At 65.5% G+C, this 12,938-nt stretch carries 15 protein-coding genes; 8 read left to right on the top strand and 7 right to left on the bottom strand.

The features are described 5' to 3' along the window. Positions 1-6: 6 nt before the first annotated feature. Complete coding sequence (locus ACSU04_RS14075; RefSeq protein ID WP_439290020.1) at positions 7-489, bottom strand: Lrp/AsnC family transcriptional regulator; 483 nt, start codon at positions 487-489, stop codon at positions 7-9. 112 nt (positions 490-601) lie between these two features. Here ACSU04_RS14075 and ACSU04_RS14070 point away from each other — a divergent pair, with 112 nt between their 5' ends. Next, positions 602-1,849, top strand: coding sequence for a trans-sulfuration enzyme family protein (locus ACSU04_RS14070; protein WP_439282738.1), 1,248 nt, complete (start codon positions 602-604; stop codon positions 1,847-1,849). A 4-nt stretch (positions 1,850-1,853) separates the two neighbouring features. Here ACSU04_RS14070 and ACSU04_RS14065 read toward each other — a convergent pair whose 3' ends face one another. The 3 genes from ACSU04_RS14065 to ACSU04_RS14055 are packed head-to-tail and all read right to left on the bottom strand — an operon-like array spanning position 1,854 to position 4,416. Next, positions 1,854-2,717 (bottom strand): metal ABC transporter permease, encoded by an 864-nt coding sequence (locus tag ACSU04_RS14065; RefSeq protein WP_439290019.1) that lies wholly within the window; start codon positions 2,715-2,717, stop codon positions 1,854-1,856. Then, positions 2,714-3,451, bottom strand: coding sequence for a metal ABC transporter ATP-binding protein (locus tag ACSU04_RS14060; protein WP_439290018.1), 738 nt, complete (start codon positions 3,449-3,451; stop codon positions 2,714-2,716). The genes ACSU04_RS14065 and ACSU04_RS14060 overlap by 4 nt, the downstream gene beginning before the upstream one ends. Further along, on the bottom strand, positions 3,448-4,416 hold the full coding sequence (locus tag ACSU04_RS14055) for a metal ABC transporter substrate-binding protein (protein ID WP_439290017.1): 969 nt from the start codon (positions 4,414-4,416) through the stop codon (positions 3,448-3,450). Before ACSU04_RS14055 ends, ACSU04_RS14060 begins: the two co-directional genes overlap by 4 nt. A gap of 216 nt (positions 4,417-4,632) precedes the next feature. On the opposite strand from ACSU04_RS14055, the gene ACSU04_RS14050 reads away from it, so the two are divergent. Together ACSU04_RS14050 and ACSU04_RS14045 are read left to right on the top strand one after the other, a co-directional pair. Continuing rightward, positions 4,633-5,274, top strand: coding sequence for a ClpP family protease (locus tag ACSU04_RS14050; protein ID WP_439290016.1), 642 nt, complete (start codon positions 4,633-4,635; stop codon positions 5,272-5,274). After that, positions 5,271-5,867, top strand: coding sequence for a ClpP family protease (locus ACSU04_RS14045; RefSeq protein ID WP_439290015.1), 597 nt, complete (start codon positions 5,271-5,273; stop codon positions 5,865-5,867). Before ACSU04_RS14050 ends, ACSU04_RS14045 begins: the two co-directional genes overlap by 4 nt. A gap of 6 nt (positions 5,868-5,873) precedes the next feature. Here the strand turns inward: ACSU04_RS14045 and ACSU04_RS14040 are convergent, their stop codons facing one another. Further along, complete coding sequence (locus ACSU04_RS14040) at positions 5,874-6,215, bottom strand: helix-turn-helix domain-containing protein (RefSeq protein ID WP_439290014.1); 342 nt, start codon at positions 6,213-6,215, stop codon at positions 5,874-5,876. A 71-nt stretch (positions 6,216-6,286) separates the two neighbouring features. Further along, entirely contained in the window at positions 6,287-7,258 is a 972-nt protein-coding gene (locus ACSU04_RS14035; RefSeq protein WP_439282745.1) for an acetylxylan esterase, read from the bottom strand. Positions 7,259-7,457: 199 nt separating this feature from the next. Between ACSU04_RS14035 and ACSU04_RS14030 the strand changes: the two genes are divergently transcribed. The 3 genes from ACSU04_RS14030 to ACSU04_RS14020 all read left to right on the top strand — a co-directional run bounded on the left by ACSU04_RS14030 (position 7,458) and on the right by ACSU04_RS14020 (position 10,650). Continuing rightward, positions 7,458-8,870 carry a cell division initiation protein gene (locus tag ACSU04_RS14030; RefSeq protein ID WP_439290013.1) on the top strand — a complete coding sequence of 471 codons (1,413 nt, stop codon included), beginning with the start codon at positions 7,458-7,460 and terminating at the stop codon, positions 8,868-8,870. Between the two features lie 110 nt (positions 8,871-8,980). Beyond that, positions 8,981-9,811 (top strand): sulfurtransferase, encoded by an 831-nt coding sequence (locus ACSU04_RS14025; RefSeq protein ID WP_439290011.1) that lies wholly within the window; start codon positions 8,981-8,983, stop codon positions 9,809-9,811. Next, positions 9,808-10,650 carry a universal stress protein gene (locus ACSU04_RS14020; RefSeq protein WP_439290010.1) on the top strand — a complete coding sequence of 281 codons (843 nt, stop codon included), beginning with the start codon at positions 9,808-9,810 and terminating at the stop codon, positions 10,648-10,650. The genes ACSU04_RS14025 and ACSU04_RS14020 overlap by 4 nt, the downstream gene beginning before the upstream one ends. Positions 10,651-10,682: 32 nt before the next feature. Here ACSU04_RS14020 and ACSU04_RS14015 read toward each other — a convergent pair whose 3' ends face one another. Then, positions 10,683-11,594, bottom strand: a complete 912-nt coding sequence (locus ACSU04_RS14015; protein ID WP_439290009.1) for a hypothetical protein — start codon at positions 11,592-11,594, stop codon at positions 10,683-10,685. A 326-nt stretch (positions 11,595-11,920) separates the two neighbouring features. Here ACSU04_RS14015 and ACSU04_RS14010 point away from each other — a divergent pair, with 326 nt between their 5' ends. Together ACSU04_RS14010 and ACSU04_RS14005 are read left to right on the top strand one after the other, a co-directional pair. Then, entirely contained in the window at positions 11,921-12,568 is a 648-nt protein-coding gene (locus ACSU04_RS14010; RefSeq protein ID WP_439290008.1) for an acyl-CoA synthetase, read from the top strand. After that, on the top strand, positions 12,565-12,924 hold the full coding sequence (locus ACSU04_RS14005) for a hypothetical protein (protein ID WP_439290007.1): 360 nt from the start codon (positions 12,565-12,567) through the stop codon (positions 12,922-12,924). The genes ACSU04_RS14010 and ACSU04_RS14005 overlap by 4 nt, the downstream gene beginning before the upstream one ends. Positions 12,925-12,938 lie beyond the last annotated feature (14 nt).

Here is a 12,938-nt window from a genome sequence, read left to right as displayed (position 1 = left end):
CGCGGCCTACCGTGCGAGCAACCCGCTGCCATCGCGCAGCTCGAACACCAGCTGCGTCTCCGTGCCGCGGACGACGGGATGCACGGTGATGTGTTCCAGCACGATGTCGCGCAGTGCCGCAGCATCTTGCACTGCGACGTGCACCAGGAAATCGTCGACGCCGGCGACGTGAAAAACCTGCAGCACGCGCGGCATCACGGCGAGAGCATCGAACAATGCGTTGACCTTCTCCCCGGTGTGATTCGCCAGGCGCACCTTGATGATCGCCTGGAGTGGAAAGCCGAGAGCGGCCTCGTCGAGGCGGATGCGGGTGTCGCGGATGATGCCGCGATCGCGCAGGCTCCGCACGCGATGCGCGCACGTCGACTCTGCGATTCCCAGCTGATGCGCGAGCGCCTTATTGGTGAGATCGGCGCGGATGCTGAGCGCGGCGAGGATCTCGAGATCGAGTTCATCGAGGGATGCTGCAGGCAGTTGTGCTTTCGACAATCTGACTACCTCCGGATCGAGCGTCTTTGCTGAAGAAGTCGGAAACCGTGTCCTTTACGGCAAGTATTGTCGAATCTTCCCACTCAAGTTGCGATTCCGGCAAGATTGGGGGATGACTGCACTGCATCCCGATAAGCCGCTGCACCCGGATACCGTCGCCGTCCACAGCGGGCGCGCCGACCTTACTGAACTCGGCGTCCATGCCCTGCCGATCGACCTCTCCACCACGAATCCGCTGCCGGATATTGAACGCGGCGGCGACTCTTACGAGGCGATGGCGACCGGTGGCCGGCCGCCGGCTGACGGCAGCATGGTCTACGCGCGCTTGTGGAACCCGACGGTCGCGCGGTTCGAGGATGCGCTCGCCGAGATGGAGCACGCTGAGGCCGCAGTGGCATTCTCCTCGGGGATGGCGGCGATGACCGCGACGATTCTCGCGATGACTTCGGCGACCGGGCGGCACCACGTCGTGGCGGTACGGCCGCTGTACGGCGGAACGGATCACCTGCTGGGCTCTGGTCTGCTGGGCACCGAGACGACCTATTGCCACCCGTCGGAGGTGGGTGTCAGCATCCGCCCCGATACCGGTCTTGTCGTCATGGAGACCCCGGCGAATCCGACGCTCGAACTCGTCGACATCGCCGCTGTCGTGGCAGCGGCGGGAGATGTGCCCGTCGTAGTCGACAACACCTTCGCGACGCCGATTCTGCAGAACCCGCTCGATCATGGGGCAGCCATGTCACTGCACAGCGCGACGAAGTACCTCGGCGGACACGGCGACGTGATCGCGGGTGTCATCGCGTGCAGTGAGACCACGGCCGAGGCGCTGCGCCGGGTGCGGGCCGTGACCGGGGGATTGCTGCATCCGCTCGGCGCGTACCTGCTGCACCGCGGGCTCACCACGCTGCCGGTGCGGATGCGCCAGCAGCAGGAGAACGCGCAACAGATCGTGCAGTGGCTGATCGATCAGCCCGAGGTGGATGAGGTGTTCTTCCCCGGGCTCAGTGGGGATCCGGAGGGGATTCTCGAGCGGCAAATGCGCGGGACCGGAGCGATGATCGCAATGCGGATGCGCGGTGGGTATGCCGCGGCGAGTTCGGTCGCGTCAGCCGTGCAGCTGTTCACGCACGCGGTCTCTCTTGGCGGCGTGGATTCGCTGATCCAGCATCCGGCGGCGCTCACCCATCGGCCGGTTCCTGCCGATGCGCGCCCGGACGCGGACGTGCTGCGCCTGTCGATCGGGCTGGAGAACGCCGGAGACCTCATCGCCGACCTCGGGCAGGCGCTCCGTCAGCTGGCTCAGATGCCGACGGCGACGGATCTGGGATCATCCGCGGAGCCGAGCGCCCGGTTGCTGTAGCGAGTTATGACGCGACGACGGCCGGCACCCGCCGCCGCAGACGCTTGCCGATCACGCCCTGGTGCGGCGCGAACAGGTACACGAGCGCGAACACGCAGCCCTGCACCATGACGACGAGCCCGCCGGATGCCGCATCGATCCAGTAGCTGAGGTAGATGCCGATCACGCTGCACAGCGCTGACATCACGGGCGCGATCACGAGCATCCGCCCGAATCGATCGGTCAGCAGATACGCGGTCGCGCCGGGGATGATCAGCATCGCCACGACCAGTACGACTCCGACGACCTGCAGCGCGACGACCGACGTCAGTGCGAGCACGCCGAGCAACAGGGCGCCGAGGAAGCGCGGCGAGAGCCCGATCGCGAACGCGTGCGTGGGGTCGAAGGCGTAGAGGGTGAGGTCGCGGCGTTTGATGATCAGCACGCCGAAGGCCACGGCGGCGAGGATCGCGATCTGCAACAGGTCGGTGTCGGAGACGCCGAGGATGTTGCCGAAGATGATGTGGTTGAGGTCGGTCTGGCTCGGGGTGACCGAGATCAGCACCAGCCCGAACGCGAACAGGGTCGTGAAGACAATGCCGATCGCGGCATCCTCCTTGATTCTGCTCGTGCCTCGGATCAATCCGATCAGACCGACGGCGAGGAAGCCGAAGACCAGCGCCCCGATCGCGAACGGTGCCCCGAAGATGTACGCGAACACGACGCCGGGCAGCACCGCGTGCGAGACGGCATCGCCCATCAGCGACCAGCCCACCAGTACGAGCCAGCACGACAGCAGCGCGCACACGATCGCGGCAATCACGGTGGTGACCAGGGCGCGCACCATGAAGTCGTACTGCAGCGGCTCCAGAATCCAGTCAAAGATCATGACGCCTCCAACCCGAAGGCTCGGGACAGATTGGCCGGTTCGAGCGCCTCCGTGACAGAACCGTGGAACAGCACCCGGTGCAATAGCAGGACGGCTTCATCGGCCAGCGACGGCAGTGCGTGCAGATCGTGGGTAGAGACCAGCACCGTATCTCCGGATGCCGCGAGCTCGCGCAACAGCCGCACGATCGTCGCCTCGCTGCGCTTATCGACACCGGCGAATGGCTCATCAAGCAGCAGGATGCCTGCACCCTGCGCGATGCCGCGTGCGACGAAGGCGCGCTTGCGCTGCCCGCCGGAGAGCTGCCCGATCTGCCGGTTCGCGAGATCGGTCAGCTCTACTCGTTCCAGGGCCTCGTCAACGGCATCCCGGTCGACCTGACGCGCTCGCCGCGTGAAGCCCTGCTTTCCGTACCGCCCCATCATCACGACGTCGCGCACCGAGACGGGGAAGGTCCAATCGACGTCCTCGCTCTGCGGTACGTAGCCGACGAGTCCGTGTTTGCGGGCGGATGCCGGATCCATGCCGTCGAGTGTGGTCGAGCCGGATGCCGGACGCACCAGCCCCAGGATCGTCTTGAACAGCGTGGACTTGCCCGAGCCATTCATGCCGATGAGCCCGGTGATGCGACCCGCCTCGACATTCAACGAGACGTCATCCAGGGCGAGCACGTCGCCGTAGCGAACGGTGATTCCGCGCACTTCGATGGCGCTGCGCGCCTTGATGGTGCTCATGAGCCAGGCCCGGCGCCGGTCAACCCGGCGACGATCGTGTCGGCGTCGTGGCGGATGAGGTCGAGGTACGTCGGCACTGGGCCATCAGCCGTCGACAGCGAGTCAACGTAGAGTGTGCCGCCGAACTCGGCATCCGTCGCATCGACGACCTGTCGCATCGCCTTGTCAGAGACGGTCGATTCGCAGAAGACCGCGGGCACGTCATTCTTTTTGACGAACTCGATTGCCGCAGCGATCTGGCGCGGAGTGGACTGCTGCTCAGCGTTCACGGCCCAGATGTATGCCTCGGTGAGGCCGGCATCCCGGGTGAGATACGAGAACGCGCCTTCGCAAGTCACGAGTGCACGCTCGTTCTTGGGCAGTGTCTCGAGCTCGGCGGTGAGGTCATCCTGCACCTGCTGCAGCTCGGCCTTGTACACCTCGGCGTTGGCTGAGAACTCCTCGGCGTGCGTGGGGTCGAGGTCGGCGAACGCGGTGACCATGTTGTCGACGTAGAGCTGCGCGTTCGCAGGGCTCATCCATGCGTGTGGGTTCGGCTTTCCGGCATACGCGTCCGCGGTGATGTCGATCACGTCGATCCCGTCGGAGACGATCACGTGCGGCACCTCGACCGAGTCGACGAACTGCGCGAACCAGACCTCGAGGTTCAACCCGTTGTCCAAGATGAGGTCCGCGTCGGCGGCCTTGCGCACATCGCCCGGCGTCGGTTCGTAGCCGTGGATCTCTGCGCCGGGCTTCGTGATCGACTCCACGCGCAGGTGCTCGCCCGCGACATTCTGGGCGATATCGGCGAGTACGGTGAAGGTGGTCAACACCATCGGGCGGTCGTCATTCGCGGCATCTGGGGTCGTGTCATCCGGGTCAATGGAGTTCGGCCCGGCGCATCCGGTGAGCGCGACCGTGCCAGCGACGACGAGCGCCGCAGCGGCGCGGGTCAGCGACGCGAACCGAGAATTTTTAGGCACACCGAAAACGTACCTTTTAGGTGCACCGAAAACAAGCGTCGCGGGGGTTGGTCCGGGCACACCTGCAGGGCGGATGCGCGGACGCAGGGCGAAACGCCGTTGAATTCCCCTGCATCCGTTCGATGGCCCTGCAAGTGTGAGTCCCACCCGCCCACAGCAGAGCCGCTCTGAGCAGATTCGGGCACCGGGGTCGCCCCGGCGACGCACTCTGGATCCATGAGCGAAGACAACCCCATCCCGCAGTTCGGTCCTGACGCCCGCCGCGCACTGTTCCACGAGCGCATCCTCGTGCTCGACGGCGAACTCAACGATGACAACGGCACTCTGCTGATGACGCAGCTGCTGACCCTTTCGGCGGAAGACACGGCCGCAGATATCGCCCTGTGGATTCACTCGCCTGGCGGATCGGTGCCGTCGATGCTCGCCATCCGCGACATCATGAATCTCATCCCGAACGACGTCGCGACCCTCGCCCTCGGCACAGCCGCAAGCGCCGGACAGTTCCTGCTCTCCGCAGGAACGAAAGGAAAGCGTCGCGCACTGCCCCACGCGCGGATCCTCATGCACCAGGGGTCTGCCGGCATCGGCGGCTCCGCGGGGGAGATCGAGACGCAGGCCGACGATCTCCGCCAGATGCGCGACACCGTGCTCGGACTCGTCTCCGAAGACACCGGTCAGAGCGTCGAGCGCATATTCGAGGACTCGCTGCATGACCGCTGGTACACCGCCACGCAGTCACAGGAGTACGGATTCATTGACGACATCGTCACATCCATCGCAGAAGTCATGCCGCGTCGCCGTGTGCGGGTCGGGTTGGGGACGGATGCCGCATCCACAACACAAGGAGCGAAGTCATGAGCAGCTATACGATCCCGAACGTTATCGCGCAGCATCCGCGCGGGGAACGCGTCATGGACGTCTACTCGCACCTGCTTGCCGAGCGCGTGATCTATCTCGGCACCGGAATCGATGCCGGCGTCGCCAACGCGCTGATCGCCCAGCTGCTGCATCTGGATTCGGACAGCCCGGATACCGGCATCCAGTTCTACATCAACAGCGAGGGCGGCGATCTGGGCGCGGCACTGGCGATTTACGACACGATGCAGCACATTCGGCCAGCGGTCGCGACGACCGTCGTCGGTCAGGCGATCGGACCGGCCGCACTCCTCGCCGCCGCCGGTGCGCCGGGGCAGCGGGCTGCGTTGACGCACGCGCGGATCGTGCTTCATCAGCCCGCCGGACAGTCGCGCGGGGCGATCCCTGACCTCATCCTCGCCGCCGACGAGGTGGTCAGGGTGCGTGCCGACATGGAAGCCGTGCTCGCCAGGCACACTGGCCGTTCCGTCGAAGCACTGCGCGCTGACACCGACCGGGATCGGGTGTTCACGGCATCCGCCGCGCTCGAGTACGGCCTCATCGACACCGTATTGGGGGAGCGGATGGTCGGGTGACGGCGCTCAGGCAGCGAGGGCGAAGACGCCAACGGCAGCGGATGCCAGGGCCGATGCTGCGCGTAGCTCCTCGGCCACGTTGCTGGTGAGGTCGACGAGCGTGACGTCCAGGGCACCGCCGATCGCGGCGATCATCTCGCTGGACGGCTCCTTGAGTCCTCGCTCGACCTCGGAGAGGTACTGCGGAGAGACGCCCGCCTTCTCGGCGGTCTCAGTGAGAGTCTCTTCGCGCTCGTGCCGAAGCCTGCGCAGCTGATCGCCGAGCAACTGGCGCCAGAGCGGCTCGGGCTCGTTCTGGCGCCGACGCGGTGGGTTCGGCGTGCGCGGGAAAGCGATGATCTCGGCCATGGTTCACGGTAACGCCGTCGTCGCCCACTGCGACAGTCGTTCTGCTCAGAGCAGAACGGGCCCGCCCGCCCTCAGCCGGCCAGTTGCTCCGCGAGGAACGCGGCCTGGCGCTCCCACTGCAAGCCCTGACCACCCTCGTGCTCGTTGAAGGCGTACTCGACGATCTCCGCGATTCCGCCCCAGTTGTTGCGGGCGGCGTACACGGTCGATGGCGGGCACACCGGATCCATCAGCGCGACCGAGAAGAGCGAAGGACAGGTGGCGCGGCGGGCGAGGTTCACACCGTCGAAGTACGACAGGGTCTGGAAGGTGCGCTCCGTGGCATCGCGGTGAATCGACAGGTACCGGACGACCTCGTTGTACGGGTCGCGGCCGGTCATCCCTACGGCACGTTCGAATTGGCACAGGAACGGCACGTCTGGCATTGCGGCGATGAGCCCGTTAGACAGGGCGGCTGCGGCGATCGCGATCCCGCCGCCCTGGCTTCCGCCGCACACGGCCACGCGCGATGCATCGATCCGGTCGAGCGAGCGGATGGCGTCGATCGCGAGCACCGCATCCGTGTAGACGCGGCGGTAATAATAGCTGTTCGGGTCTTCGATCCCTCGGGTCATGAATCCAGGGGCCGCCGGACCCGAGCCATGCGGGTCGGGGGTGACGCCGCCGGTGCCCCAGGCGCTGCCCTGTCCGCGGGTGTCCATGAAGAAGTGCGCGTATCCAGACGTCGCCCACCCGAGTCGCTCGTGCGGCAGCCCGCGACCTCCGCCGTATCCGTTGTACTCGACCACTGCGGGCAGTGGCTCATCCGTTCCGGCAGGCAGCAACAGCCATCCACCGATCGGATCCCCGCCGAAGCCGCTGAAGGTCACGTCGTAGACCTCGACCGCCTGAAGCGGAGAGTCGATTCGCCGCAGCTGAATCGGCTGCGCGAGCGCACGTGAGGCGGAAAGCGTCTGCTCCCAGAAGTCGTCGAAATCGGTGGGTTCGGCGATTTCGGGGCGGTAGGAGCGCAGCTCCTCGGGTGGCAGATCAAAACGCGGCATTGCGGCATCCTTCAATCGGGGGTCGGCGGCAGTTTATCTGGGCGCCAATCGTTGCCACGTCACGGCCTGCCTCGATTAGTCTTGACGTTGAGATCTCCCCTCGTTTTCCTCCCCATTTCTGCGCACTGCCTTTTTCGCCTTGACGCCCCTTGCGTCGGGAGAGTTATCCAGCGCGCAGATGTCAGAAAGGTGTTCCCCTGTGAATGACTCCGCCGAGAACAACGTCGACGAGCAGGGGTCTGACTTCTTCGACCAGCTCACCCAGGGGCAGACGCGAGAGCAGGGCGCTTTCACGATCGGCTTCCGCGGATACGACAAGGGTGAGGTGGATGCCGCGATGGCGGGCCTGCGGATGCAGCTGCAGCGCGCCGACGCAGGGCTTGCCGAGGCACGCTCCGGCGTGAGCCGCGACGTCGAATCTGTGCGCTCCGAGGTCGAAGCCGTACGTGCCGAGAGCGACGCTCGCATCGCTGAGATCGAGGCGCAGGCTGATGACCGTGTGGCCGCGCTGGAGGCAGAACTCGCCGCCGCACGCGTGCAGGCAGATGATGCCGAACAGCAGGTCGCGACGCTTGCGAATGAACTTGTGGATGCGCCCAAGAGCGAAGCCGACGCCGAGGGATCGCGCCTGCAGTTCGAGGCAGTGCTGAGGGTTGCTGAGGAACAGTCCTCCGTGCTGATCCAGAACGCTGCCGTGCAGGCGGATCGTCTGCTCGAGGCCGCTCGCGCAGAAGCAGATACCCGACGGGCTGAACTCGCCGCCGAGGTCGACCGGATCACCGCACAGGCGCAGCACGATGCCGATCAGGTTCGACTGCGTATCGACACGGAGTACACCGCCCACGAGGCGCGCGTCCAGCGCGAGGGGGCGCACGCTTCGGAGAAGGTCATCCAGGCTGAGCAGGAGGCGGCGACAGTCCGCACCGAGGCGGAGAAGGGTTCCGCCGCACTGCGCTCGATGGTCACCCGTGAGACCAGCCAGCAGCGCGCCGATGCCGAGCGCGAGGTGCGCGAGATGAACGCCCGCGTGCTGGAATTCGAAGAGACACTGACCCGCCGTCAGGATGAGGCGCAGCAGGAGTTCTTGCTGTTGCACAACCAGGCAGTCGCTCACGCTGAGCGCATCACGGGCGATGCCAATGAGCAGGTTGCATCCTCCCTCGAGCACACCAAGCGGATCTCCGCGAAGGCCGACGACTACGAGCGTCTGATGCGCACGCAGGCTCAGGCTATTGAAGCGGATGCGCAGGTGCGTTCTCGCGAGACCCTCGAGCGTGCACGGGTGAAGGCGCAGAAGATCGTCAGCACAGTCACCGGTCACACCACCGAGGTGCTGCGTGATGCTGAGGATCGCACCCGCCAGCTGCGCTGGCAGCAGCAGCAGCTGAACAGTTTCATGGCTGAGGTACGCGAGCTGATTCGCCCCGAGGGTGTGCCGAGCGCGGATGCCGCTGATGCAGAGTCGGACGAAGATGAAGATGCGGTCGCCCTCGACGAGGATGCTGCCGATGTCGAGGCTGACGAGGTTGAGAACGAGTCGGATGACGACGACGACGATGACGACGACGACGCAGAAGACGAAGTAGACCGCAAGAAGGCGAAGACGAAGTAGACGCCAAAGCCTGAGCGCTTCTAGTCCATTCGGAAGGCACCGCAGCGTACGCGCTCCGGTGCCTTTCGTGTTTCGCCCCGCGCCATCAGCGTTCGTCGTAGCCTGGGAGCATGTCCCATATGGTGAGCGCGACCGAACTGGCTGAGCTGAGGAGTTCCGGTGTGCGTATCCTCGACGTGCGTTTCCGGTTGGACCAGCCAGACGGTCGATCCGACTATCTCGAGGGCCACATCCCCGGCGCGGTATATGTCGACCTCGAGTCGGAGCTGTCCCGTCCCGGGCGCTCCGATGAGGGGCGGCACCCATTGCCGTCGACAGAGCGCGTGCAGGATGCCGCGCGCAGCTGGGGGCTCAACGATGGCGATGTTGTCGTCGTCTATGACGACTATCGGGGGCTGGCGGCTGCGCGTGCGTGGTGGCTGCTGAGCCGTGGCGGTGTCGACGTGCGAGTGCTGGACGGCGGATGGGCCGAGTGGCAGGCCGCCGGTGGTGACGTTGAGACCGGTTCGGCCGAGTTCACGCCCGGCACGGTGACCTTGACTGATATTGCAGGTGACAGTCTCACGATCGATGAGGCTGCGGCATTCCCGGAATCCGGGGTGCTCATCGACGCGCGTGCGCCGGAGCGATTCCGCGGCGAGATCGAGCCGCTGGATCCGATCGCCGGACATATCCCGGGTGCGATGAATCTGCCGATGGGGGTGCACCTTCGAGAGGATGGCACGCTGCGCGATCTCGACAGTCTGCGAAGGAACTTCGCCGACGTTGGGATTGGCGACGAGACGCCCGTTGCCGCCTACTGCGGATCGGGAATCACCGCTGCGCATACGGCGCTCGTGCTCGCAGAGGTAGGCATCGATGCGAAGATTTTCCACGGTTCGTGGAGCCAATGGTCGAACACGCCTGGTCGACCGATCGCTAAAGGGGAGCACACATCATGAGCAAACGAATCGTCGTCGGGATCGAGCAGACATCGGCAGGGGAGCGGGCGCTCGCCTGGGCCGCCCAGCGAGCAACGGAGCGGAAGAGCGCTCTGCTGCTCGTTTCCGTTGTCAGCGGTGCACTGGGTGTGGTCGGCGAGGGCGAACTGCTCGCCGAGGCTGAACGTCAGACACAGGACTGGCTGAGCGACGAGTCCGAGCGACTGCGCACCCACGGTCTGAGTGTCGAGACCCAAGTCCTTCTCGGCAACCCGGTCGCCCAGCTTGCGAAGGCGTCAGATGAAGAGGAGATGCTCGTCATCGGCAGCGACTATCGCGGGCCAGGGGAAGGCCCAGCGCGTGGCCTTCACGGCGTGCGCATTGCGTCCGCGGCATCCGTTCCGGTCGCAGTGATCCCCGACATTGATGTCACCGGGCGTACCGGCGTTGTCGTTGGTGTCGATGGCTCGCCCGTCTCTGAGGCGGCGATCGCCTTCGCGGCCGCCGAGGCTGACCGACTTCACGAGCCGCTCATCGCGGTCGCCGTCTGGACGCCGATGACGGTGAAGCCGCGCAACGCATTTGTGTACCCGGATGACTATCTGGAGAATCTGAATCTTGCCGCCGAGGAGAGTCTGGCGCTCTCCCTCGCAGGTCTTCGTCAGGACTACCCCGATCTCGAGATCCAGACGCAAGTCCGGCGCGGCTACCCGTCTGCGGTCATCAGCGAGCTCGCATCCGATGCCAGGCTCGCTGTCGTCGGTTCGCACGGTCGCGGTGCGGTGGCACGGTTCCTGCTCGGTTCGATCAGCCACGAGGTGCTCACATATCTCCGTACGCCGACGGCAGTGGTCCGGTAGCCCGCGAGATATAGCGGCGCCGCGCTGCCGGCTCACGCTCGTTCGCCGAACCCCCAGCGCAGCACGAGCATCCCTGGGCCCCACCCGTGGCGCACCTGGTGAATCGTCGTTGCGCCGTCGAGGAGCAGCGGTGTCACCCTGGTGTCCGTGGGGGTCTCCTCGACCTCCTCGATCCAATCCGGCAGGGCGTCGGGGTGGAACCTGGTCCAGAGCACGATGTGGCGACACCTGCGGGCGACGCCATGTCCGGTCTCGCTGGTGCTCGGATAGCCGGGTGGGTACTCCAGCTTCCACTCGATCATCGTCGTCTGCGCAGGCCCGAGTGGGCGCTCGAGCTCGAACATCGCACCGTGTACCTCACCGCTCGGGTGCGAGTGGCGGCGAGAGATGTGTCCGCCGGAGACGAAGCTGAAGGTGGGGGCAGGCGTGCGAACCCCGGGGGTGAGATCGAGATAAGGGACGTTCGTGATCGTTCCGGAGGTGGACTGCAGAAGCGTGCGTGTGGTGCGTGAGATCACGAAGCCATCGCTGCCGACCTCGGTGACCGCGGTGGTTGCGACATCGCGTGCCGGGTCAATAACCGGAGCATCCAGAGCTATGAACGTCTCGGCCACAGCCTGCTCTAGGCGTCCTTCTTCCATTGGATACTGCGGTGGGCCGATAGGGCCGACGCGCTGGGTGGGGCCGATCAATGACAGCAGAGCGCGGGCATCCAGATCGAGCAGCGACTCGATCTGCTCGATCGCGCCCATCGATTGAGGCCCCTCCGGGCGCCGTGCACCAGAGCGCCAGTAGCTGAGCGTCGCCGCCGAGACGCGGTTGCCGCTCTCTGCCAGGCGCTCCCGCAGCCAGGCCAGAGTGACGCCACGTGCGAGGATCGCCGTGCTCAATGCCGCAGCGAAGTCGACCTTTTCGTCGACGCCGGCGGATTCTTCTTCGAACATCACAGACCTCCCCAGGTATGTGAAGAAACAATGTCTAACCTTGAGCATAAGACCACGCGGGTACCCGGCTCGGGTTCACACGTGGGCGACACGGCCGGATCGCGGCGGATAGGGCACTATCCACGCACGCGGTCTGCCCGTTACGCAGTGTCCCCCCGCTGCGTGCATGTGAGGTTCGCTTGTCGTTCTGGGGACGGCAATCGAACCTCACATTCCTCTTCACGAGAGGCCATCGGCCCCGGATTCGCAGATGCCCGACGGTGGGCATGCGCGCACCCGCCCACGCGTAGACTGGATACACCACCCCGGAGGACCGAGGAATCGTCATGTCTGCCCCAGATCGCACCTTCACTGTGCGCCACGTCCAGTTGTTGCGCGCACTTTTCGCGGCGGCGTCGGCTCTCATGATCACGTTCTCGTCTGATCACTCCGCAGCGGTCGGCTTCGCCGTCTTCGGCGGTTTCGTCGCAGCGAGCGGGTTCGTCCTGATCCTCGGCGCCTGGCAGTCGGTCCCCGCCGGATCGCGCTGGCCGTTCATCCTGCTGGCAGTGATCGACCTTCTTGCGGCGATCACGAGTGGCATCCCGACCTGGCGCACCGATGGCATCTTCTTCATCGTCGTCATCATCTGGGCCGCGGCATCCGGTCTGGTCGAGCTGATCGCCGGCCTTCGTGCACGCCGTACCGACCCCACCGCGAAGGATGCCATTACGGTCGGCGCCCTGGGTCTCGTTCTCGCGGTCGTCCTACTCATCATCCCGGCTGACTACTCTCTGCAGTACTCAGTCGAAGGTGCGGGAGCACTGACGCTCTCTGGAATCATCCTCGCCGTCGGCATGGTCGGCGGTTACACCGCCATCGTCGCGGTCTTCCTCGCGATCGCCGGCTTCTCGCCGCGGCGCGAGGCTGCGCAGAAGGATGCCGAAACCGTTGACGCCGCAAGCGCACCGGTCGAGACTGGAGGAGCCGCGTGAGCGACAACAAGCCCAACCGCCGAGAGTTGCTGCGTCCGTTGCACCTGCTCGGGATCGCACTTGTCTGCGGTGTGTTCGCCGCGGTCGTCACCCTCGTATCAACAGGTGCCTTCACCGATCGCGTCAACCGGTTGATCTCCTCCGGCAACTACGACGGTCTGACTCCGATCGCCCTGGGCCTCGTCATCGGCGGCGGAGCGTTCATCGTCACGCTGCTTGTCATGTCGATGCTGATCCTCGCCGTCGACCCGCGCGAGTACGAGAGCAAGACTCTCGACCGTCCTGTGCTCTACGACGAGGAATCTGGCGACCAGCCCGCGACGGATGCGGACGGCTCGGACTCCTCGAAGTCCTAGCCCCGGGCATCCGC

This window comes from Microbacterium sp. A84, from assembly GCF_051842815.1.
Classification (GTDB): Bacteria; Actinomycetota; Actinomycetes; order Actinomycetales; family Microbacteriaceae; genus Microbacterium.
Note: the sequence above shows the minus strand (reverse complement) of the source record. Positions and strands in the feature narration are given on the sequence as shown.